Consider the following 23,970-nt stretch of genomic DNA (forward strand, 5'->3'; position numbering starts at 1 on the left):
ATGCAACAAAATGACCGGCAACCGCATCCCCGGTTGCCGGTCATTTTTATTGGGCGCCCCTGTCAATGGATCGCCCGCTTTTTCACCCTGCCGCCGATAACATCGTGAACATCCTGAATCGTCACAAAAGCGTTCGGATCGATATCGTCGATAATCGCCTTCAGCTTGGCGATCTCCAGCCTTGTCACCACCGAAAACAGCACCTGCTTCGGATCGCCGCTGAAGCCGCCCTCGCCGTGCAGGATAGTCACGCCCCTCCCCAGGCGGGCCAGCAGCGTCGTCTTTATCTCCTCGGCGCAATCGGAAACGATCATCACGCCCTTCGACTCGTCCAGGCCCTCGATCGTAATATCGATCACCTTGAAAGCCACAAAATAAGCCACCAGCGAATACATCGCCTTATCCCAGCCGAACACCAAGCCGGCGCTGCCGAGAATAAACACATTGAAAAACATGATAATCTCGCCCACGGAAAACCCGCTCTTCCTATCGAGGATGATCGCCACGATCTCCGTCCCGTCCAGCGAGCCGCCGTAACGGATAATCAGCCCCACCCCGATGCCTACCAGCACCCCGCCGAACGTCGCCGCCAGGAAAAAATCCTGGGTTAATTCCGGAATCGGATGGAAAACCGCCACCCAGCCGGACAGCGACACGACCGAAAACAGCGTTGCAAGGCAGAACGACTTGCCGATCTGCATATAACCTATATACAGGAACGGCAGGTTCAGCAGCACCAGCAGAATACTTATATTGAACCCGGCGATATGGCTCAGCAGAATCGAAATACCGACAATACCGCCGTCGATAATCTGATTCGGTATCAGGAAAAACTCCAGTCCCGCCGCCGCCACAATCGAGCCGAAAAACAGCAGCACATACTTCTTGACCAACCTCACTATCGGATTCCCTTTTGCGACCATATTTTAGCTCCCTTCCCGAAAAATAGTAAAAGGAGGCCTTTATCCAGCCTCCTCCGCATCTTAGCACTATAATGATACCTTCCACCGGCGGCCATGTCAAGTTTGCCGCCTTGACGACCTACCCGCCCGCGACCGCAAGCCACAGCACCCCAGCCGCCACCGTGACCAGCGTAAGGGGGACCCCCACCTTGGCGTAATCCCAGGCTGACACGGCCACATGCTCGCGTTTGGCGATCTCCACGACAATCAGATTGGCAATCGACCCGGAAATCGTCAGGTTCCCGGCCAGCGTCGAAAACATAGCCAGAGCCTTCCACCAATACTCCGGATTATCGGCGGGAATAAGGAACTTCATCAGCAAAACCGCCGGCACATTACTGACGATATTGGACAGGACAAGCGTCAGCGCCGCAAACATCCCCATACTGCCGGCGCCGGAAAAAGACAAATTCTCGAACAGCAGCGCCGTCAGCCCGCTGCGCTCCACCCCGGCGACAATGACGAACAGCCCCACGAAAATCACCAGCAGGTTGAAATCGACGCTCTCGTACACCTTGTTCGGCTTGACGCGCCGCGTTATCAGCAGTGCCGCCCCTCCCAGGCTCGACGCCAACGCCAGGTCATAGCCGAGCATATACGCCCCCAGCACCAGCGCCAGCACAAACAGCGTTTTGACGATCAAATACATATGGATATTCGCCGACCCGGCCGCGGGGACGGCAAAAGCCCCCGCAAGCTCGTCCCGGTAAAAATACGCTATCGCGCAATAAGCGGCAAGCAGTCCCGCCAGCGCGACCGGACTCGCGGCCAGAAAGTAGCTGCCGAACGACATCGCCGACAGACTGCCGACGAGAATATTCTGCGGATTGCCCAGCAGCGTGGCCGCGCTGCCAATATTCGACGCCATCGCCACCCCCAGCAGGTGCGGCAAAGGATTGCAGCGGGCCTTCCTGCACACCAGGAGAACCACCGGCGTAAACAGCAGGCAGACGATATCGTTGATCGCCACCGCCGACATAACGCCACTGGCCATAATAACGGCGAGCAGCAACTGCTTTCCGTCGGCCACCCGCCGGCAGACGGCGTTGCCCATCAGCTCGAAAAACCCGGCCAATTTCAGATTAGCGACCACGATCATCATCGAAAAGAGAATAATGATCGTCTTGAAATCGACCGCCAGCGTCGCGTCCTGAAAAGACAGCACCCCCGTACCGACCGTCGCCGCCGCGCCGATCACGGCCGCTCCCGCCCGGTCCACGCGGAACAGCGGGCTTTTCCCCAGCGTGAACACCACCAGCACCGCGGCCAGAATCAGCCCCGACAGCCACATATCCATCCCGTGTCCCACATCGATGCCACCTTGTCTAAAAACTCACCCTCCATTATACCATATCGGCGCCCTGCGGCCTTGCCGCGTCTGCGCCCGGCGAAAAAAATGCTCCCGATCCGCCCGAAGGCAAACCGGGAGCATTCAATTAACCGTTACACGATCCCCTGGGCCTTCATCGCCTCGGCGACCTTGGCAAACCCGGCGATATTCGCGCCGGCGACCAGATTGCCCTTCATGCCGTAATCCTCGGCGGCCTTGCTGGAATTCTTGAAAATGTTGACCATGATATTCTTCAGCTTGGCGTCCACCTCTTCGAACGTCCACGACAGCCGCATGCTGTTCTGGCTCATCTCCAGCGCCGAAGTTGCGACCCCGCCCGCGTTCGCGGCCTTCGCCGGCCCGAACATCACGCCGCTGTCCAGGAAAACCTTCGTCCCCTCGAGCGTCGTCGGCATGTTGGCGCCTTCGGCCACCGCGATGCAGCCGTTCTTGACGAGAATCTTGGCGTCGCTCTCGTTGATCTCGTTCTGCGTCGCGCACGGCAGCGCGATATCGCACTTGATCGTCCAGATGCCATTGCAGCCGGTGTGGTACTCGGCCTGCGGATGCGCCTTGACGTAATCCGAAATCCGGCCCCGCTCTACTTCCTTGATCCGCTTCACGGTCGCCAGGTTGATGCCCTCGGCGTCATACACATAGCCGTTCGAATCGCTCACCGCCACGACCTTGCCGCCCAGCTGCTGGACCTTCTCGGTAGCGTAGATCGAAACATTGCCCGACCCGGAGACGAGCACCGTTTTGCCGGCCATCGACATCCCCTTGTCCTTGAGCATCTCGTCGAGGAAATACACCAGGCCGTAGCCGGTGGCCTGCGTCCTGACCAGGCTGCCGCCGAACGTCAGGCCCTTGCCGGTCAGAACCCCGGCCTCGTAAGCGTTCTTAATCCGCTTGAACTGGCCGAACATGAAGCCGACCTCGCGGCCGCCCACGCCGATGTCGCCGGCGGGAACGTCGATGTCCTGGCCGATATGCCTATATAACTCAGTCATGAAGCTCTGGCAGAAACGCATAACTTCCGCGTCCGACTTGCCCTTGGGATCGAAATCGGAGCCGCCCTTGCCGCCGCCGATAGGCAGGCCGGTCAACGAATTCTTGAACGTCTGCTCAAAGCCCAGGAACTTTAGTATACCCACGTTAACGGACGGGTGGAACCTTATCCCGCCCTTATACGGCCCGATGGCGCTGTTGAACTGGATGCGGAAGCCCCTGTTGACCCGCACCTTGCCGGTGTCGTCCACCCAGGGCACCCGGAAGATGATCTGGCGCTCAGGCTCGACGATCCGCTCCATAAGGCCGGTGCTGATGTACTCGGGGTGCTTCTCCAGCACCGGGACCAGCGACTCGAGGACCTCCCTGACCGCCTGGTGAAACTCGGGCTCGTTCGCGTTGCGCTCCGTCACTCTCTGAAAGAGCTCTTCGCAGTACTGTTTCGCGTTTGCCATATCAATTCCCCCATTTTCTCTTTTTTCTCTAAGCTCTAATATACCCGTTTGACCGACTTCTTTATGGTTGTCTCATCCCCCCTGCCACAAAAAGCCGACTATCGGAATTAATTGACTATTCCAAATAAATTATAGCACCAATAAATGTATAATGTATACTTTATTTACGATTTTTCCTGTAGGATGGTGATAGTTGTCCCGGTAATCATATTAATCCGGCGGCTCATTTATACACGACACCCCGGAAGCTCCGCCCGTCGATCTTCACCAGATACGGTTCCTCCCGCCTTACCAGTCGCACGCGCTTCGTCCTGTCGAGCACCGGCTGGCGCAGCAGCCAGTCCCAGTCCAGACGGGCCTCGCCCCCGCCGCCGTAGCCGATATGGAAATAGCCCATCTTCGTCGCCGTCAGATTATGGAAGAAATGGCTGCCCAGCGAAGGCTCCGGGCGAAGATCCGCCCGGTCGACCTCCACGATGACCCGGGCCTGGGACATCTGCGACCAGGACAGCGGGATGCCCAGCCATCTGTCGGAGGTACCCATCCGGCCGAAGCCGATCAGCAGACAGCGGCGCCCTTCCCGGAAAAGCCGGCCGTTCAGCTCGCCGATCTCGGCCGCGATCTCGACACTGTCCTTCAGCTCGAACGCCTCAGGATCGACGAAGATAATATCGCGGATATCCTCGTAGAACCCGTTGCCGATCGTGTGGTCGCTGTAGCACAGCGCATCGCCCCCGTCGTCCAGCCTTACCTGGACCGCCTCGCTACCGACCACCATCGGGCGGATCTGCAGGAAATAAAAATCCTTGCTCCTATTTCGGTCCTGGGGGATATTAACGGCGAACTCGATCTCCACATCGGCGCCGAACGACTGCTTGCCAAGCCTGAGCAAATCCTTGACAATGCCGGTCAGCGGCAGCCGGTCGTGCTTGACGATTGGGGCGAAAGTCACCAGCTTGGGGCCCGGCCGGTTGACATCGTCGTGGATATAATCGTCCTCAGGTGAATAAGTGCTGCCTACGAAATCCAGCGTGCCGTCCTGCTCCGCCCGTGACACCGGCAGCTTCTCGTAGCTGTAATCGTCGTCGACGCGCAGCGAGATAGCGGCGGACGCCGTCAGATTCACAGCGTAAAACGAGCGCTGCGACTTCTTGAAGTAATCGCCCGGTCCGGCGTACGGCGGGTTCAGCCGGGGATGGGCCGGCGAAAAGCGGTACACCTGCTCGCCGTTCACCACCGCGTGTCCCAGTCCCAGCGCCAGATTCACCGTTCCCTCCTCCGGCTTCATCGGCTCGTAGGGATAAAAATTGTACGACTGGGCCACCCCGGAGATGACCGGGTAATAAAGCTCGCCGTATCTTTCCCCCACCAGCTCCTGGATGAGGACGGCCATCTTCTCCTCCTCGATGCGGATGCCGGCATTCTTCGCGTACTGCACCGGCGCCGCGTAGAAAACCGACGCATACACCAGCTTCACCGCGTCGCAGAGCTGCTTGCAGCGGACAGCCTGATCCTCGTGGCTGTTGGGCACGACATATGTCTTGTATATCCCCGCGAACGGCAGCACCCGCGAATCTTCGAGGATGCTCGACGAACGGACCGCCAGCGGGCACTGGAGGTACTGCGTCAGCACCTCCAGGTTCTTCCCGATGGCCGCCGGCAGCTCGGCCGCCAGGAAAACGCGGGCGATCTCCGCCTCGTCGCGCGTATTGGCCGTAAACCCGTACAGATCGTTCTCCTCCAGGAACTGTTCGTAAACGTCGCTGCAGATCACGAACGACCGCGGCACCTTGATCCTGATATCCTCGTACTTATCGGTCAGCTGGGCTTTCGTGATCAGCGAATTTATGAACGCGATCCCCCTGGCCTTGCCGCCCAGCGAACCGCTCCCCAGCCTGATAAAGGCATTCTCCATATCCTTCTTCGTCAGCCCCTCGAAATCGAGGATGACACCCGACTGATAGCGCTGGAAATACGCTTTCAGCACCTCGAGGATATACTCCCTGATATCGTCGACGCTGGCGAACTCCGCCGCGTCGATATAGCGCAGCTTATCCGCCACCTCCACCTCGGCGCGGGCCCTGAACCACCGCGAAAAATGATTGTTCGCCGCGTGGTAATACAGACTCTCCTCAGGCAGATCGCGGATGATCCGCTCAAAATTCGTTATATCGCTGGCCTCGTCGATAATCCTGCCGTCCGGGTAACGGAAAATAAACGACCCAAACCCGTAATTCTCCAGAATGAAGGCCCGCAGCTCGTGCAGCAGATTCGACGAATTCTTGTTAAGGAAATGAACGCCGATCTCCTTCGCCCGGTCGGCGTTCTCGACCTGCTCCGACTGAAGGACGAACGGGAAATCGCTGATAATCTCCCTCACCCTGTGAGCCAGTTCGATGCCCGCGGACGGGTCCATCGCCCCGTCCTTCGGGAAGCTCACGTCGGAAATTACCCCGAGGAGATTGTGCCGGTAGCGGTAAATGATCGCCATCGCCTCTTCAAAGGTCTCCGCCAGCAGAATCTTCGGCCTGAGGCGCACCCTGAGGAGACCGTGGCTGATATTCATCGCGTGCTTGACCAGGTAGCGCGTCTGGGTAAGAATCTCGGTGTAAATGATCGGCAGAATCTGCGAGTAGTATGCCGGCGAATCGTCGACCAGCAGGATAACCTGCACACCCTGCTTGATATCGGCCTCGACATTCAGCTTATCCTCCACATACTTGATAATCGCCAGCAAAATCTTGTTGTCGCCCGACCAGTAGAAAACCCGGTCGATGCACGAATTCTTCCTGATCTTGGCGATCATCTCCTCGGTCAGGCGGTCATACGACAGCATGACGATCGGGATGTTCGGGCAGGCCTCCTTCAGCGCCTTCTCGAACTCGAACTCGCTCAGGTCGCTTACGCGGGACATCGTGATAATCAGGTGGAACGTCCTCGTCCCCAGAGCCTCGAACGCCTCCTCCTGACTGGACACCTTCTCGATCCGGGGGATTATCGGCAGATTCAGATCGGCGAACTGATTATAAAGCTGCTCCGACAGCTGCCCGTCCTCCTCAAGGACGAAGCCGTCGTAAGGCGTCGAAATCAGCAAAATCTCCGTAACCCGGTACTTCATCAGATCATGGACGCTGGAAAATCGGGTCTTCAAATCCGTGAACCGTTTCATCGCTTTCCTCCCCGCCTGCATCTGCCGTTCCACCACTCATACAATAAGAATAACACCTACAGACATATTCTGAAAATAAAAAAAGAAGCAGACCACGCCTGCTTCAGACGGCAGGTAACCCCAGGTTGCCTAGAAGGCCCCAGGTGCAAGGCGCCCCGGAGGATGACACCGGAAGCGTACACGGGCGTACGCTGAGGATGGCAGCCGAGGAGCAACGCCGCAGATGGGGTCTTATCGGCAACCTGGGCCTGCTTTAGGGTAAACTCGACATAACCTCCGTAACCTCGACCGCGTTCTTCTCGCCCATATCCTGGTCAGGGCGGTGGGTTATCTTGTCCTGCTTCTTCTCGTCCATGCCGTCACCTCCTGTACGAGCCCTAATATAGGCTGTGATACTCGGCCCGCCGCTATACGCGCCGGAAAGAAAAAAATAGGAAAGCCCCCCCTTGACACGGTACGGAACCGGGTCGTATTATGATAACAACAAGCGTGTATATACACCTTTGTAGACAAATTACCGGAGGACCTCGAAGCTCGAAGCTCTTGTCCCCTGATTCAGCCCCGGGACATCCGGCCACCGGAAAATCCCCGCCTTTGCCGCGTAAATTAACGTGTATATACACTAAAAAGGAGGATAATAATCATGGTTAAAGAAAAGATCAGAAATTACATCCTGGGTTTAGGCGTCGACGATGTGGGGTTCGCAAAAGCTGCCGATTACCATAGTCCGAAATCGTACGCCATCGAAACATTCCTGCCGGGAGCCCAAACCATTATTTCCTTGGTTTTTCAGGAGCTGAGCGCCGAAAGCCCCAACCCCACCATCGCCATGAACAGCCGTCTCGACATGAATTCCTTTCAGCGGTCCTGCGGCTATCAAATCAGCCGCTTCCTCAAAAGGGAATTCAAGGCCAAGTCGGTGGCCATGCCCTATTCCTCCCCCATGGAACAAAGCAAAGACAGGGTTGCGTTAGGCGATTTTTCCCAGCGCCACGCCGCAGTAGCTGCCGGAGTGGGCGTATTCGGCAGGCACAACCTCGTCATTCATCCCCGTCTCGGGACGCGGATCGGTTTGACGGCTCTCATCACCGACCTTGCCATTGAGCCGGATGCCAAAATAGCGGAGGACCTCTGCAGCCACTGCGATCTCTGTGTCGCGAACTGTCCGGGGGGAGCCTTGGACGAGCCTGGCAAAACGGATGTCGGCAAGTGCATCAAACACTCGCAGCCCTACGGCCTGCGCGCCGACATCGGTTTCTGGCAAAAATTCGCCGACAGCTCGCCGGAAGAGCAAAAGCGGCTGTTTGTCGACGAGAACTATTGGCGCATCAGGCAGGCCCACTCCCTGGGAATGCAATACTATTGCTTCAATTGCCTGCGGTCATGCCCCGTCGGCCAAAACTGATCAATATTGTTCCTCCAAAAAGAAAGCCGCCCGTGAGGGCGGCCTTCGTCATTTCATCAGCAATTTCGGCAGGAAAGTACTCAGCGTCGGGATGTAGGTAATCAGCACAAGCACCGCGATGGCGATCCAGAACGGCGCCCAGATAGCCCGGCTCAGCTTCTCCAGCGACATGCCGGTTATCCCGCACACCGCGAACAGCACCGCCCCCACCGGTGGCGTAACCAACCCCAGCACCAGGTTGAAACACACGACAATACCCATATGCACGGGGTCGATGCCCATCTCCACAGCCATTGGGGCCAGCACAGGGGCAACGATGACCAGCGCCGGCGCAGTCTCGATCGGAATGCCGATAAGAATGAGCGCGAGGTTGATCAGCAGCAGCACCACATACGGCGAATCGCTTACCTGCCTGATCCCCTCGATCATCAGCTGGGGCAGCTGTTCCACCGCCACCACCCACGAAAAAGGTTCCGACAGGCCGAGCAGCAGCATGATCATCGCCGATTCCAGGCCGGCGTTGAGGAGCACGGTCGGCAGACGCTGCCACTTTATCCGCCGGTAAAAGAACACCCCGACCAGGAAGGCGTACACCGTCACAACGCCGGCCGCCTCGGTCGGCGTAAACGCGCCGCTCAGAATGCCGCCCATGATAATGATCGGCATCAGCAGCGCCGGCAATGCCTTCCATGCGCCGACGACAACCTCCTTGAAGCTTGCCTGCTTCTCGATCGGGTAATGGCGCTTGCGGGCGACATACCACATATAGAGCATCAGGCCGACACCCAGCAGGATGCCGGGAACGACGCCGCCCAAAAACAGCGCGCCGATGGAAACGTTGGCGATTACCCCGTAGACGATGAACGGGATGCTCGGCGGGATGATAGGGCCCATGCACGACGCAGTCGCCGTCACCGCGGCCGAAACATCCTCCTCGTAGCCGGCCTGTTTCATCGCCGGGATCATAACCATGCCGATAGCCACCGCCGTGGCCACCGCCGCCCCCGAAATGGCGGCGAAAATAGCGCTGGCCAGAATGGTCGCCAACCCCAGGCCGCCGCTGATATGGCCGAGCAGCAGGCGGGCAAAACGTACAAGGTCCTGGGTAAGGCCGCCCTCGTTCATCAGGTTGCCGGCTAGCATGAACAGCGGGATGGCCAGCAGCGGGAACGACGCCATCCCGGCGAATGTCGTCTGGGTAAGGATGGTCAGCGAGATATCCTCGCCGGACAGTAAAATATAAGCCAGAGCCGAGCCGCTCAGGCCGATGGCGATCGGGATGCCCAACGACAGCAGGATGACGAACGAGGCCAGAAACAGCCAGATCATGCTTCATCCCCCTTCCCGGCGCCCGGCCGCACGAACCGCAGGAAATCCTCCAGCGTAATCAGCAGCATCAGGAAAAAGCCGAGCGGCAGCGCCGCGTACGGGTAGCACATCGGAATCTGCATCGCCGGCGAGCGCTGGGCCGCGTTGGCGATCGTCTGATCTGCGCCGTAAAAAATCATGAGGCCGAGGAAAAAAAACATGAACAGATACCCTACACCCTGCAGAAGGCGGGCCACCAGCGGCGGCACGTGCTCAAGCACGGCCACCATGCCGACCTGGTAGCCTTTTCTAAGGCCGACCGCCGCCCCCAGCATGGTCGCCCACACCAGCGAATACGTCGCCACCTCGCCCGACCATGTTGACATCATCGCCAGCACGTACCGGCCGAAAACCTCGTAAGGGATGACGATAGCCATGACGGCCATAAAAAATATGGTGCCCCAACTGGCCACCTTGAGGAGAACAGCGTTGATCCGCTGAAGCAGCTGCATCGGTAATCACTCCCGGGTTAAACTGAGTGAGGCCGGCCGCCGGGCGCCCGGAAAAGGCGCCCGGCAGACTGGCCGTCAGTCACTATTTCGTGTTCATGATGGCATCGATCTTGTCTTTGCCGAACTGCTTGGAGAACTCGTCGAACGCGGGCTGCATGGCCTTCTGCCACGCCGGCTTGTTAACGTCGCGGACGACCGTCAGGCCTTTGCCTTCCATCTCCTTCAGCTTGGCTTCCTCGGCGTCGCGGTTGACCTTGCGCTGGAACTGGGCAACTTCCATAGCCGTCTTGCGGAAGATCTCCTGGTCGGCCTTGGGCATCTTATCCCAGGTCTTCTTGCTCACGATGAAGGGAGCCGGCGAATAAACGTGCTGGGTCAGCGAGAAGAACTTCTGGACCTCCCAGAACTTCGACGCATAGAACACAGCCACCGGATTCTCCTGGCCGTCGATTACCTTCTGCTGCAGAGCGGGATATACCTCGCCCCACGCCATCGGGGTGGGGTTCAGGCCGGCGGTCTTCCACGCCAGCAGGTGGACCTTGTTCTCCATAACGCGGATCTTGAGACCCTTGCCGTCCTCAGGCGCCTTCACGGCCGCCTTGGAGTTGGTCAGGTGCCGGAAGCCGTTCTCCCAGAAAGCCAGGCCGATAAGATTGGCTTTCTCCAGGTCTTTCAGCAGATTCTGGCCGATCTGGCCGTCGAGCACCTTGTCGACATGGGCGAAATCGCGGAACAGGAAGGGGATATCGAGAATATTCATCGACGGGCTGAAGTTGCCGACCGGGCCGGTAGACCCGACATAAATGTCGATAGTGCCCTGCTGCAGGCCCTCAAGCATCTCTCTTTCGCCCTTGCCGAGTTGACTGTCGGGATAGATGGTTATCTGGATGCGGCCGTTGGTCCGTTCCTTAATAAGATCGGCGAACTTCTGCGCGCCGACGTTATAAGGATGATCCTTGGTCTGGGTCGAGGTCAGCTTCATGGTGGCCTTGTATTCGCCGCCTTTATCGGCAGGCTGTTTGCTGCCACCGCCGCAGCCGGCGACCACCAAAACGAACACAAGCAGCATCAAAATGGCGACCAGTTTTTTCACAGGGTTCACTCCTTCAAAATAATGTGGCGGAAACCGCCCTGCGCCATGAAAACCGCAAAACTGTCCCTTCCCCCCTTTGTTTGCCGGCGGACATGGGCGCACGTCACCCCCGCCAAGCTTGTGAAACCGTGAACAATTCTGAATCTTTTCTCTGCTTAGTTGGTTTCAACATCATGGTGAAAATTCCTGCGCCATCCAGACAAATTCGCTGCGATACCGCCGGAAAGCGAGCCGGGATAAGAGCGGCAGCCCTTATCCCGGCAGTTTTGCCTAAAAAGCGCGAATTTATCCCCGCATCAGTACTTCTGCAGCGAAAGAATCGCCATGCAGAGGAAACCCAGCCCACCGAGGCCGACCAGGAACATCAGGCCGCCGACATAACTGCCGGTCACCGCGATGAAATAGCCGATAAGCACCGGGGAAAAAGCCGAGCCGCCGTTGGCCAGGCCGTTCATCATACCGGCGCCGGCGCCGATGGCCTTGCCGGGCACGATCTTCTGCAACAGCGACCAGGACGACGGCAGCGCAATGGCGATCGCGCCGATGCCGAACGAGATCAGCAGCGCAGCATAGAGATTGTTGGCGGCATGAGCGCCGAAATAGATGCCGGCCGCCGCCAGCAGGTGAGACACCGCCACGAAAGGCGCCCTGCGGCCGAGTTTGTCGGAAATATGGCCGAAATACAGGATGCTGACCGTTCCAAGGAAGTAAGGCAGCGAGGCAAGCGCTCCCATCTCCGCCCAGGAAAAGCCGCGAGCCGCCTTAAGGTAAGAAGGCAGCCAGGCCATCGTCCCCCACCAGATCGACGCGATGCAAAAATAGTTGACCGTCAGCAGCCAGAAGCGGTAGTTGCCGCAGAAAGAAGCAAGACGCTGGCCCAGGCTCTCCACCTGCATGGCAGCCTCGGCTTCGGCTTCTACCTTTAGCCCCGCCTGGATATGCTCCAGCTCGGCCTTGTTGACGCTCTTGTGCTGGTGCGGATGGTCGGTGGTGAAGAACCAGATCAGAATCAGGGGAATAGCGCCGAGGAAGGCAAGCACGAAGAAACTGGGCCGCCAGCCCCAGGTGCCGATTATCCACGTGAAAAACGGCATCGCCAGCATCGGTCCCGACATCAGGCCGATAAGCCAGACGGCGTTGGCCTTGCCGCGTTCTTGGGGCGGGAACCAGTTCTTGACGAACGAGCTCTGCATCGGCCAATGCATGCCCTCGCCGACGCCGAGGATGACGCGGGCGACCAGCATGGTCGTGAAGGTTGCGGCAAAACCGCCGATCATTACAGAAATAGTCCACAGGAAAATCGAGAGAGACATCGCCATGCGGGGGCCCCAGATGTCGCCAAGCGGGCTGAGAGCTACGTTGGCTACACCGTAGGCGATCAGGAAATAGGTCATAAGTTTGCCCATCTCGATCGGCTTGCCGGCGATGCCCATGTCGGTGAGAAACGTCTTATCGGCCAGCAGCACCGATACGTTTACCCGATCAAGGTAGGCAACCAGCAGGGTGAGAAGCAGAATGCCGACGAGGATTACCCGTTGGCGGGTCGGTTTCATCGTTGCGGTTGCCTGGGGAACAGCCTTCTCGGTTTCCAAAGGAAAAACCTCCCTCAAAATAAGATTAAGTGCATTAATAGTCTAATTTTACTCGCGCACCGGGCATTGGTCAAGCGATTGTGAGAAAATTTGGAAAGTAAATTCTGTAAATTATCATCTCCTCACCGGGAACACATTTGCATTACTGATGGCCATAACTGGTAAAGCTTATAGGTCATATACGGCAAAATACTTTATTTGCATCACAGAAGGAAATTGTCTATAATATGGGTATACCCTCCCCCCTCGGGGGCGAGTACTGGAAAGAGGTGCGTCTATGGTTCATCAGTCGGTGCGTCTGGAGGTTCTCAACCGTCTGCGCAATGTCAAGGGTCACATAGCGGGGATCGAGCGGATGGTGGAAGACGAACAGGAATGCAGCAACATCCTTGTGCAATTGGCCGCCGTCAGGGCGTCGATCGAAAAAACAGGCATTTTTATCCTTGAGCAAAATACGTTGGAATGCCTTCTAAAAGGCGTAGATACTAAGCCGGATGACAGGGAACGGGTCGAGCAGGTCGTCCGGCAGATGCTGGCTTTCCTGAAATAACGGCCCCGGTCGGGAACGTCTATGGTCTAACGTTATCTGACATTTGCCCTGGCATTTACCCTGACATTTGCCCTGACAAAATACTGACATTTCGTCTGGAAATACTCTGACAAAATGGAACGGACGGGGCGAATCCCCGTCCGTTTTTTTATTTCCAGGGCCAAACGCTATAGATGATGCCGATCCCCTTCTGGACGAGGTCGAAGTAAAGCAACGCCCCGGTGAGCACCAGGAAGGCGCCGGCGGCCTTCTGAATGGCCGGCAGCCAGTGATAACGGGCCCGGATGCGGGCAGAATAACGCTTGTAGAGGACGGTGAACAGCAGGAAGGGCAGAGCAAATCCGGCGGCGTAGGCGGCAAGGAGCAGGACGCCGCGGGTGAAGGTGGCGCCGATGCCGGCGTAGGCGAGAATGGCGGCCAGGATGGGGCCGACGCAGGGCGTCCAGCCGGCGGTAAGGGCAAGGCCGAGGACGAAGGAGCCCAGCGGCCCGCCGAGCCGGCCGCCGGGGGTGAGGCGCAGCTCGCGCTGCAGGCCGGGCAGGCGCAGGAGGCCGGTGAGTTGGAGGCCCATGAGGGCGATGAAGACCGCGCCGACCTTGCGGACGGCGTCCTGGTGCTCAAGGAAGAGCTGCCCCACCAGCGAGGCGGTGGCGCCCATGAGAATGAAGACGACGGTGAAGCCGGCGAAGAAGCAGGCGGTGTTGGCGACGAACCGCCGCCCGCCCGCGCCGTCGCCGGTGAGGACAGCCAGGTAGGCCGGGACGATGGGCAGAACGCAGGGGGACAGGAAGGATACGACGCCGGCGGCGAAGGCGGCCAGCAGGGAGATGTCGTTACCGTCCATGACGCGCTCCTACAGGCCGCGGATGACGCCCGCCAGTTCGGCGGCGGTCACGGGCCCGGCTTTGCGGTATTTGACGATGCCGTCGCGGTCGATGACGATGGTTGTGGGGATGGCCCTGACGCGGTAGGTCTGGGCGACGCCGCCGCCGGCGTCGAGAAGGACGGGTATTTTGTAGCCGTTATCGCTAAGGTAGCCGGCCACCTTGGGGGCAGGCTCGTCGAGGTTGACGGCGTAGAAGGCGACGGCGGGATTGGCGGCCGCAAATTTTTCGAGTTCGGGCATCTCTTCGCGGCAAGGCGGGCACCAGGTGGTCCAGAAGTTGAGGACGGTGACTTTGCCGGGCACCGGCGCGGCGACGGCGCCGCCGGCAAGGCCCGCGAGGGTGAAGCGGGGGGCGGTCTTGCCGGCCGTCACCCCGGATTCGGCCGCCGGGGCCGGGGAAGGAGCGGGGGCCTGGGGCGCGGGGGCCGGGGCGCAGCCGGCGGCGACGGCCGCCGCCAGCAGTAGGGCGAATGCGAGCAGTTTTATATTCATGTATTCCTCCAGGTTGGTTGTGCTAATACCTATTCGCCGGGCCGGCCGCGCATACCTCCGCTTTGGCGGATGTCCATTTCCATCCGGCGGCAAGTTTTGCTATAATAAATTGTAATCAAGCGATAAGCACGCGACCGTTCAAAACAGGAGGGCTCACATGCACCAGTATTTGTTTTTCATCGGCGACTTTCCCATCCGCGCTTACGGGCTGATCCTCAGCCTGGCGATCATTTTGGCGGTGGGGACGGCTTATTTTTTGGCCAAGCAGGACGGACGCTGGCATCACCATATCCTTGACATGGGCGTTTACTGCGGCCTGGCGGGGATAATCGGCGCCCGCCTGTGGGACGTGTTTTTCTTCGACTGGAGCTACTACCAGGATCACCTGCTGGAGATACCGTTCGTGTGGCAGGGCGGGATGGCCATCCAGGGCGGTGTGATCGCCGGGGCGCTGGTGGGCTACATATATACGAAGATCCACAAGATGGACACGTGGGCGTTCGCTGATATCGTGGCCGCGCCGGCGGTCATTATGGGCCAGGCGATCGGCCGGGCGGCCAACCTGATGAACGGCGACGCGTTCGGCCACCCGACGGGCGGCTCGTTCGGCCTCCTCTACCCTTCCACGACGCTGGCGCACGCCACTTATGGCAATAAACCGCTGTGGCCGGCCGAGGTGTGGGAGGGGCAGATCGACGTGGTTATCTTCTGCCTGCTGCTGCTGTTCCGCTGCACCGACCACCGCAAGGGCCAGGTTTTTATCCTGTACGCTGTGCTTTACTCGACAGCCCGCTTTTTCCTCGAATTCCTGCGGGGCGACTACGGCACGCTGATGCTGGGCCTGAAGTCGGCCCAGCTGACCAGCCTGGCGGTGATCGTCATCGGTCTGGCACTATTTGCGTGGGTGGGGCTAAAGGGCGAGAAGATCAGCGTACGGAGGAAATAGGTATAAACGGGAATACAACGAGGCTGCCAAGATGTCTTGGCAGCCTTTTTTTGTGGGGCGGCGGCTGGGAGGCTCTCCGCAATCGATAATTTACAGCGGGAAGTAATTATTTTCCGAGGCTGGTGTGGCAGGGTGCGGTTAAGGAGAGTTCACATTGGACGGGGAGACTGTGAGGGTGGATGAATGGGTTCGGGGGCGGGGCTCGGGTCGGTGGATTAGGGTTCGGGGTGGGTGTTTTTTTTGGAGGGGAATGGGAAACTGTAAAATGAAAAACCCGGCACGATCGGCTGGGCTCGTCAAGATTAGGTTACCGATTCGGTTATCTGGTTATTAATCGCCGTCGGGTAGGCACCTCCGGTTACTTTGTTCAAATCACGCTCCGGCATCTCGCCATTCTTGCCTGTCAACTCCTCTTTGCCCGCTTTTGTTTTCTCGGCGGAGCTTTCGACAGTTTTCGTACTCATATTTTCCTCCCCTTCTTTTTCGTAGCTGGCATAAGTCAACACAACCAGCGCGAGAGTCTATGTCTTTTTCTGTAAGAACAGTGAATAAATATCAGTCGGAATAGCCTTCCATTTATCGTCTGTTTTTTCCTTCAAAGAACTCCCCTTCTTGACCGGGAGGCTTGCGGTTATCGATAATTAAAGGCGGCAAATAATTGTTATCCGCGAATGGTTTGGCGGGATGGCGATAGGAGAGTTCACTTTGAGAGTGGGGAGAGTGACGGAGGGAGAAATAACGCGGAAGCTGGAAATAGATCATCAGCTACGGCCGGGGGGCAATGCAGAGGTATCACTGGGAAGAATTAAGCTGGTGTTGCGGGTGAGCGCGCTAGCCGCGATGGGTGTGTATGCCTCGCGGGGATGGCCGGGAATACGACGAGGCTGCCAAGGTGTTCTTGGCAGCCTTATTTTTGTGGGGCGGCGGTGGGGAGGTTGTTTGTAATCGATAATTTGCTGCGGCAAGTAATTATTTTCCGTGGGTGGTGTGGTAAAGTGGCGATAGGGAGAGTAATTCTTTGGAGGTAGGGAATGAGGTAGAGAATTGATGGGATAGACGAAGAAAACGGCGATGGGCGGGCGATGGGATGCTTGTAGGGGCGGTGAGTTGGCGTTGGGCAAAACCGGATTTTGGGGATTAGGGGGGCGGCCCTCCTCCCCTTCTGCGGCCGGCTGGCTTATTGCCTAGCCTTGCGGGTGAGCGCGCTATTCGCGATGGCCGTATGCCTCGCGGGGGTGGCCGGGAATACGACGAGGCTGCCAAGATGATCTTGGCAGCCTTTTTTGTGGGGCGGCGGGCCTGGGAGGCTTTGGTAATCGGTAATTAATTGTGGCAAGTAATTATTTCCCGCGGGTAGTGTGGCTGGATGGCGATAGGGAGAGGCTATTTCGAAGGGTAGGGCTACGAGGAGCGGGCGTGTGATATGATGACGGTGACGGGATGGCGGGTTGGATTGGCGGGGTATATGGCCGGCCATGGTGAGTTCTGGTGTTCGCCCGCTTCCCTCCCTTCTGCGGCCGGCAGGTTTATTGCTTAGGCTTGCGGGTGAGGCGCTAGCCGCGATGGTGTGTATACCCTGCGGGGTTGGCCGGGAATACAACGAGGCTGCCAGGATGATATTGGCAGCCTTTTTTGTGGGGCGGCGGGCTTGAGTCTCTCTGTAATCAATAATTTGCAGCGGCAAGTAATTATTTTCCGCGGGTGGTTTGGCAGGGGATGGGTAGGAAGAATAATTTTTCGAGGATGTGGAGACTGCGACGGTGGGGTTTTGGGGGGTGGGGCTGGGATGCGAGAAATGGGTTGACGGAGGTGGGCAAGACCGGAATTTTGTGTTTTTGGGGGTGGTCCTCCTCCCCTTCTTGGGTGACAGCGCCGTTAGCGATGGTGTACATGCCTCGCGGGGATGGCCGGGAATACAACGCTTTTGCCAAGATGGTTGTGGCAGCCTTTTTTTGTGGGGCGGCGGGCCTGGGAGGCTTTTGGTAATCGATAATTTACAGCGGCAAGTAATTATTTTCCGCGAGTGGTGTGGCGAGATGGCGATAGGGAGAGGCTATTTTGAAGGATGGGGCTGCAAGGAGCGGGCAGGTGCTGGTTCGGCGGGTTGGATTGGCAGGGTATATGGCCGGCCATGGTGAGGTCTGGTGTTCGCCCGCTCCCCTCCCCTTCTGCGGCCGGCTGGCTTATTGCCTAGCCTTGCGGGTGAGCGCGCTATTCGCGATGGCCGTATGCCTCGCGGGGGTGGCCGGGAATACGACGAGGCTGCCAAGATGATCTTGGCCGCCTTTTTTTGTGGGGCGGCGGCTGGGAGACTTTTGGCAATCGGTAATTAATAGTGGCAAGTAATTATTTCCCGCGGGTGGTGTGGTTGGGTGGCGATAGGGAGAGGCTATTTCGAAGGGTAGGGCTGCGGAGAGCGGGCGCGTGATGTGATGGCGGGTTGGATTGGCGGGGTATATGGCCGGCCATGGTGAGGTCTGGTGTTCGCCCGCTCCCCTCCCCTTCTGCGGCCGGCAGGTTTATTGCCTAGGCTTGCGGGTGAGGCGCTAGGCGCGATGGCCGTATGACTCGCGTGGATGGCCGGGAATACAGCGAGGCTGCCAAGTTGTCTTGACAGCCTTTTTTTTGTGGGGCGGTGGGGCTTGAGGATTTAGGTAATCGATAAGTTGCAGCGGCAAATAATTATTTTCCACAGGTGTTTTGGCAGGGTGTGGTTCGGGAGGGTCGTTTGATTCAGAGGGGAGGTTTCCCGCATAGCAGGGGGAGTTCGCTGACAGATAACAAGACCCGCGTTTACGCGGGTCTTGTGGCGTATCCTTGCAAAACCGCTGGCTCATTTTATATTATTTCACAAACGTCCCGGCTCCGGACATCGCTATGCCGCCGACAATTTTCCCTTGAATCTATGTCGTTTTACCTTGTTTTATTGAGTAATCATTACGTAAATCGTTGCGCAAATCAAGCTAATTTCTATCCTAGATATGTTATCCTATAAAAATATGAGAAATCTATTCCCCTCGACCAGTCAAAACATCTTTCCCGGTAAGTTCTCGAATAGCAATTTTCGTCTCCATACGGGTTTCGTATGATGAGTCGTTCAAAAATGGTTCCAGTTGTGAAACCAAGGAAACGTCTCCCGATTTACCCAAGTATTTTATTGAAGCTGACCGAATATGATGCCGTTTTCCCTTCAGACCAGCAAGCAAGGCTTCTTTTGCCTCATCCCCACCTATTGCAAACAACCTTTGCGCAATTATATTACATTTTGGCCAATGTGCATTAAGCAAATCATCTTTTAACTTATTAATCTCATTATTCACGTATATTACCCCCAAGACAATTATATTAGGCGCATATTATATGTCCCGCAGTTTCAATTATCACATGCGATTCCGCTCAAAGTGTCAGGCCGGTGTCCGTATCCTAGTCGCTTATCCATTGATTATCTTTTCCTGCATTATTTCTTTTGCCTATAGATCAAGGCACGTACTCTGAAACAGATCGTTATTTTGTTCCTTTTATACCCCAGTTTATATTTTATAGTGTCACAGCATAAGTAGTTTCATCGCCGCAAATATTTCGGATTTTGATGCGCAAAGGCTGCTTTTCGCAGCGAATTGTACCGTCCCAGAATTCTTTTGTTTTTTCGCCGTTGCGAATTACATAGCCAAGTTTATCGATTTTGATTTCACTGTCAGAGTGCCATTGTCCTGCGTTGGCGCTGCAATCAACACTGATGAACTCTATCAGCTCCAGCCCTTCTTCGCTGAGCTCAACAGGCTTGTATGGCTTATTGCCGGAATTCAGGAATGCCTTTTGATTGGATTCGTGGATTTTTTGCATGACGCGGTCACTGGCAAATTTATCAAGCACGACCGAATAACCACCAAACAGAGCATCCTGTGTTTCCTCTACGCGAAATTCAGCATAATCGGAAACAACAATATCATCGAGAACCGCTTTCAAATCGCGCAATTCTATTTCAACGGCTGTGCTATCATCTTCGTCAATGAATTTGTGGATTTCTTCCTCATTCGCGATATCGACGTAATATACAATTGCTTTTTTGATACTGGGGTCAAGGTCGGGAATTGCCTGATGGATGATTCTGTTCATCATAACTTCGTCCAACAGCTTCGTACTGCTGTCCATCAAGTTCGGTACATAAACCGGCACTATGCCGAGTTTACTGTCGGAAATCGCGCCTTCCCAGAAGGAGTCGAGCGAATCTTCGTTTTTCATACCGGGTATAAGCGATTTGATTATATTCATTGTTTGGACGGGATTGCGGTATAGAGATACACCGTCTTTGATTTCCAACAAATCAAACTCGGCACCATCAGCTTTCAATCGATCACGTGTCGTCTGAATGGAATTGATGCCGATATCGCAGTGGATAAACCGCCTCCCGAGCTTGTGTGCAACAGCAGCGGTCACGCCACTACCGCCAAAAAAATCGGCAATGAGCATATTGTCATCTGAAGAGGCTTTCATAATGCGTTCAAGGAGGGCTTCTGGCTTTTGAGTATCATAGTCGACCGGCTCCTCTTTATCCGCTGGTTGAAGCATTGAAATTCTCCATACATCATCAATGGTCTTTTCGTCTGTTTCAATATAAAGGATATGGCCATTTTCATCTTTTGCATTGACTAGCTTTTGAGTCTCTTTACTCCAAACTCGCTTTATCTGCTTGCTTTTTTTCTGGCGTTCTTCTTGTACCTTTTTATAAGTAAAATCATCGCTTTTTGTATATAAAAAAATAACATCATGATTTGACGCAAAACGCTTTATATTCCCTTGCATCTTATTATAATAATGCCATATTATCTCATTCTTGAAATTATCTTCGCCAAAAATTTCGTCCAGTAAAATTTTCACATAATGACCAATATGCCAATCCAAATGTACATAAATCGAAGCCGTTTCATTCATAACGCTTTTTATTGCCATGAGGTTTTCATACATCCAGTTAAGGTATTTCTCCTTATCCCAGACATCGCCGTACATTTTTTCCTCAAAGGCTTTCAGTTCCTCAACATCAAGCTCCTGCTCAGCTTGCGCGATGGCCTCAGACACTTTTGGGTTGCGGCGGATGTATATCTTTTTGGCATAGTCGGCGCCACTGGCAAAGGGAGGGTCGATATAAACGAGGTCAACTGTAATACCTTGTTCCTTCAAATAGGCACAGGCAGACACGCACTCGCCGCGGATAACCATATTGCCTGCTTTGTTTTCGCCGACTGTTTCCTGTTTTTCCATTTCATAAAGCGGCATACCTCGCTGCAAAGTCAAAGAGACGTCGTTCGAGCCTTTGTATTTCAATATCCGGTTGAAATTACCGAGCACAGCCTGACCTTCCACCGGTTCAGGTATGAACGGAATATACTTATTAGCCACTCTATTTATCCTCCTTAAAGAATTCACATATTTTCTTATGAGTTTGCATTATTCGTTCCTTCTCTGGTAAACCGTCTTCCAAATATAAATATTCAAACCGGTTGTAGCCATAAGCGGTATTGTTCTTCTTTATAAAAGAAGTGTCCATGAAGGTACGCTTGTCAACAAATGTCGGATCGTTAGCATAAATTTTGCCTTTGGTCTCGACAATGATAGCTTTATGAATAAGTCTGTCCTTACGCTTGATGACCAGGAAATCCGGAGTATACATTCCAATATATTTCCATTTTCCAGAATATGATTTGTAACAGCGAATTTTGAATTCGGTCAACGCCCGATCACCGTTATAATACACTTCAAGCCCCATTGAGTTAATTTCCGATAAACTTAACACCCCTTTAAGGAAGGTTTGCTCGAAGACGCTGTCGGTTTTGTAAGGCAGATAGTGAAATGAGCGGTCTTTTGCAGGGTGGGGTGAATGCTGCTTACGCAGAGTGTCCGCCATTGGAGAATTTCCCGTTTCCTCGAGCGTTTTAATGGCTTGCAAGATTTCAGGCTTAACTTTCAACTTTCCTTTATCATCTAACATGATATTTTCGACCGTTTTCTGATCAGGGTAAAAATCATCCGGATTTACCGCGTATATTTCCGGACTGAAATTCGCGATGTTCAGCAGACTGGCTTCATAAGGTACCAGTTCTTCTTTTGTGATAAAGGAGCGTTTCTCATAAAAAGCCTTGCGAATATTTGCTTCGATTAGCGTTCTGTCGTATTTAGAGCTGAATAATCTTGAACCGTTCTTCTCATATGTTATGGTATTATAAACTTCTTTCAGCAATTCCGAATGCCCATTTAGCTGCTGCATGGAAACAAAACCCAAACTGGCCTTAGAAATGCTATAAAGCCATGAGGTAAACGTAGCAGGCGTGTTTCCTTTTTCTTCAACAATAACTTCCGTGTTAATTACTTTCATTTCAAAGTCAGTGGATTTTATGATATTCACATACTCAGCTTTTTCGGCGGAAGATTTTATTCTGGCTGCCGTATTAGTAGCCGTATCAACGGTTAAGGTTTCATAGTTTATTCTTAGCTGACAATACTCAAGTTTAGGCAGTTTCAGGTATTCGGTACGGTCAAAACGTTTTAAGGGAATTTTTAAATTATCAGCCGAAGAAAATTCTTTCAGCGAAATGTGTTGCTGCTGTTGCAACTGCGCATTCAGCTTTTCCGCATTACTCTCATTCAGGTAAATCAAAGCCGTTTCAGTCCTGTCTTTTCGGACTTGACGAAGGCAACGGCAGGAGGTTTGTAATACCATGTTTTGGGGACAGTCGCCTTCCTGTGAGAGGATAATGCCCGTCAGGCTGCGACAATCCCAGCCTTCTTTGCCGATCTGAACGAGCAAGACGATGCGAATTTTTGAAATCGACTTGTCCAACACTTCGAACTGCATCTGGCTGTCGGCAGGTTGAGGATATCTTTTGTTACCCTTATGGTATTTCAAAATAATATCCGTTGACAGTCCGTATTCTGCGATAATACTGGAAACAAGCGGGAAGACTAATTCTTCGAGTTTTTCTATTGTTCCGCAGTAAATGCCGAGTTTTGCGACCAGTTCTCCGTCATATACCGTGTCTTTATAGTTTTCAAGAAATTCTCGGACGCCTTTTTCAATAATGAGAGAACTATCAGTTAGCTCGGCTATTTTGACTATCGGTTTCTTTAAAAAATTGCCGATGCCCTTTATTAACGGATAATAATAAACGATGTTGGATATTTCCGCAGTGGCAATAGCCAGTTTGTCCTTAACGGAGACTTTTTCGGCTTTTTCCAAATACGGGGTACCGGAGAAACCGATAACCGAATTGACCGTATGGTTAGCTAACCACTTGCTTACCACAGCACGCAGCTTGATTTCCTCGCTTACAGCATGATGAACTTCATCAATGAAAACCGACAATGACGGTAATTTTCCGATAAGATTTCGCAATTCATTTGCCTGACGGTCTTTATCGTCATCACTTTCTTCAAACATATTGATTTGACCGTGTCTTTCTTTAATACGGTCAAGAATTACCTTCTCGGCATTTGTCACCATAACAAGACCAAACAAGTCAGAGAAAGGCTGGTGGTTAGCAATTTTCTGCACGTTTGGATTCTTGGTTTTGTTGGATTTCTTAGCGGCCTTGCCCTGATCGAGAACCTCAAATGACATTTTACGCCTGATGTCTGTGGCAGACGGTTCTGGAATGATCCAGGCCGGATTAAAATTTTGTATGGTTTTTAGACTTGGCACAACAGATGATTTGAGCCCGGATGGGGCAAAGATAATAAAGTTATGGGCGAAGGCGGGATTATTCGGCTCATTCATTGCAAAATATAAATCTAAATAGATGAAAGCGGCCATAAGATAAGTTTTGCCTGCTCCCATTGGAAGACTAAACAGATAGTCTGTGTATGTTACGCCATAAAAAGCGTCTTGGAAAAATTTGTTGTAGTCAATGCTTTCGGGGGCCTTCCGAATCTGTCTTTCTAATATTACGGAAACCTGCTCGCCTTTATCATTTTTGGTGTAAGCATACTCAAATAAAGCAGCGGCGTTAGGATTATTTTCCAGGAATCGTCTTGTCGTGCCAGAAATTTCGAGATCATTCAGGTCCAAGTTATTGAAAGCACCATTTCTAAAAAGATATTCAAGCGGTTTATTATCACAGCCTATTTTAAGAAATAAGTAGGTCTTGATTGCTTCGATTTGCGCGTCGCGCATTTGCCCTGTATGTATTATATATTCAATGATGTTATTGACAGTGCACCTTCCTGAACTGTACCACCTGTCCCTTGCGGTGTTTAGCATGCTATGAAACA

Annotated in this window: 17 protein-coding genes; 3 read left to right on the top strand and 14 right to left on the bottom strand. The window is 54.4% G+C overall.

Features of this window, described 5'->3' with window-relative positions:
* Positions 1-62: 62 nt before the first annotated feature.
* From RIN56_10900 to RIN56_10915, 4 genes are all read right to left on the bottom strand, one after another.
* Positions 63-923: a YitT family protein gene (locus RIN56_10900; GenBank protein MDR7867316.1), complete on the bottom strand. Its 861-nt coding sequence runs from the start codon at positions 921-923 to the stop codon at positions 63-65.
* A gap of 118 nt (positions 924-1,041) precedes the next feature.
* On the bottom strand, positions 1,042-2,271 hold the full coding sequence (locus RIN56_10905; protein ID MDR7867317.1) for an SLC13 family permease: 1,230 nt from the start codon (positions 2,269-2,271) through the stop codon (positions 1,042-1,044).
* A 134-nt stretch (positions 2,272-2,405) separates the two neighbouring features.
* Positions 2,406-3,755, bottom strand: a complete 1,350-nt coding sequence (gene gdhA / locus RIN56_10910; protein MDR7867318.1) for an NADP-specific glutamate dehydrogenase — start codon at positions 3,753-3,755, stop codon at positions 2,406-2,408.
* A 223-nt stretch (positions 3,756-3,978) separates the two neighbouring features.
* Entirely contained in the window at positions 3,979-6,924 is a 2,946-nt protein-coding gene (locus RIN56_10915; protein ID MDR7867319.1) for a DUF5752 family protein, read from the bottom strand.
* A 643-nt stretch (positions 6,925-7,567) separates the two neighbouring features.
* Here RIN56_10915 and RIN56_10920 point away from each other — a divergent pair.
* Complete coding sequence (locus RIN56_10920; GenBank protein ID MDR7867320.1) at positions 7,568-8,329, top strand: epoxyqueuosine reductase; 762 nt, start codon at positions 7,568-7,570, stop codon at positions 8,327-8,329.
* Between the two features lie 48 nt (positions 8,330-8,377).
* Here RIN56_10920 and RIN56_10925 read toward each other — a convergent pair whose 3' ends face one another.
* The 4 genes from RIN56_10925 to RIN56_10940 form a co-directional block, all read right to left on the bottom strand.
* Entirely contained in the window at positions 8,378-9,658 is a 1,281-nt protein-coding gene (locus tag RIN56_10925) for a TRAP transporter large permease (protein MDR7867321.1), read from the bottom strand.
* Complete coding sequence (locus RIN56_10930) at positions 9,655-10,149, bottom strand: TRAP transporter small permease (protein ID MDR7867322.1); 495 nt, start codon at positions 10,147-10,149, stop codon at positions 9,655-9,657. Before RIN56_10930 ends, RIN56_10925 begins: the two co-directional genes overlap by 4 nt.
* A gap of 82 nt (positions 10,150-10,231) precedes the next feature.
* Positions 10,232-11,242 carry a TRAP transporter substrate-binding protein gene (locus RIN56_10935; protein ID MDR7867323.1) on the bottom strand — a complete coding sequence of 337 codons (1,011 nt, stop codon included), beginning with the start codon at positions 11,240-11,242 and terminating at the stop codon, positions 10,232-10,234.
* 296 nt (positions 11,243-11,538) lie between these two features.
* A complete protein-coding gene (locus tag RIN56_10940; protein ID MDR7867324.1) occupies positions 11,539-12,834 on the bottom strand; it encodes an MFS transporter in 1,296 nt (431 codons plus the stop codon).
* A 277-nt stretch (positions 12,835-13,111) separates the two neighbouring features.
* On the opposite strand from RIN56_10940, the gene RIN56_10945 reads away from it, so the two are divergent.
* A complete protein-coding gene (locus tag RIN56_10945) occupies positions 13,112-13,384 on the top strand; it encodes a metal-sensitive transcriptional regulator (protein ID MDR7867325.1) in 273 nt (90 codons plus the stop codon).
* A 148-nt stretch (positions 13,385-13,532) separates the two neighbouring features.
* Here RIN56_10945 and RIN56_10950 read toward each other — a convergent pair whose 3' ends face one another.
* Together RIN56_10950 and RIN56_10955 are read right to left on the bottom strand one after the other, a co-directional pair.
* Complete coding sequence (locus RIN56_10950; protein MDR7867326.1) at positions 13,533-14,228, bottom strand: cytochrome c biogenesis CcdA family protein; 696 nt, start codon at positions 14,226-14,228, stop codon at positions 13,533-13,535.
* A 9-nt stretch (positions 14,229-14,237) separates the two neighbouring features.
* Positions 14,238-14,762: a TlpA disulfide reductase family protein gene (locus RIN56_10955; protein MDR7867327.1), complete on the bottom strand. Its 525-nt coding sequence runs from the start codon at positions 14,760-14,762 to the stop codon at positions 14,238-14,240.
* 157 nt (positions 14,763-14,919) lie between these two features.
* Here RIN56_10955 and lgt point away from each other — a divergent pair, with 157 nt between their 5' ends.
* A complete protein-coding gene (gene lgt / locus RIN56_10960; GenBank protein ID MDR7867328.1) occupies positions 14,920-15,708 on the top strand; it encodes a prolipoprotein diacylglyceryl transferase in 789 nt (262 codons plus the stop codon).
* Between the two features lie 302 nt (positions 15,709-16,010).
* On the opposite strand, the gene RIN56_10965 is transcribed toward lgt, so the two are convergent.
* From RIN56_10965 to RIN56_10980, 4 genes are all read right to left on the bottom strand, one after another.
* The gene (locus RIN56_10965; GenBank protein ID MDR7867329.1) at positions 16,011-16,172 is read right to left on the bottom strand and encodes a hypothetical protein; all 162 of its coding nucleotides are present in this window, start codon (positions 16,170-16,172) and stop codon (positions 16,011-16,013) included.
* Positions 16,173-18,716: 2,544 nt separating this feature from the next.
* A complete protein-coding gene (locus tag RIN56_10970; GenBank protein MDR7867330.1) occupies positions 18,717-19,028 on the bottom strand; it encodes a HEAT repeat domain-containing protein in 312 nt (103 codons plus the stop codon).
* Between the two features lie 217 nt (positions 19,029-19,245).
* A complete protein-coding gene (locus tag RIN56_10975) occupies positions 19,246-21,105 on the bottom strand; it encodes a site-specific DNA-methyltransferase (protein ID MDR7867331.1) in 1,860 nt (619 codons plus the stop codon).
* Position 21,106: 1 nt separating this feature from the next.
* A complete protein-coding gene (locus RIN56_10980) occupies positions 21,107-23,959 on the bottom strand; it encodes a DEAD/DEAH box helicase family protein (GenBank protein MDR7867332.1) in 2,853 nt (950 codons plus the stop codon).
* Positions 23,960-23,970: the final 11 nt, after the last annotated feature.

The organism is Sporomusaceae bacterium (assembly GCA_031460455.1).
Taxonomy (GTDB): domain Bacteria; phylum Bacillota; class Negativicutes; order Sporomusales; family UBA7701; genus Anaeroselena.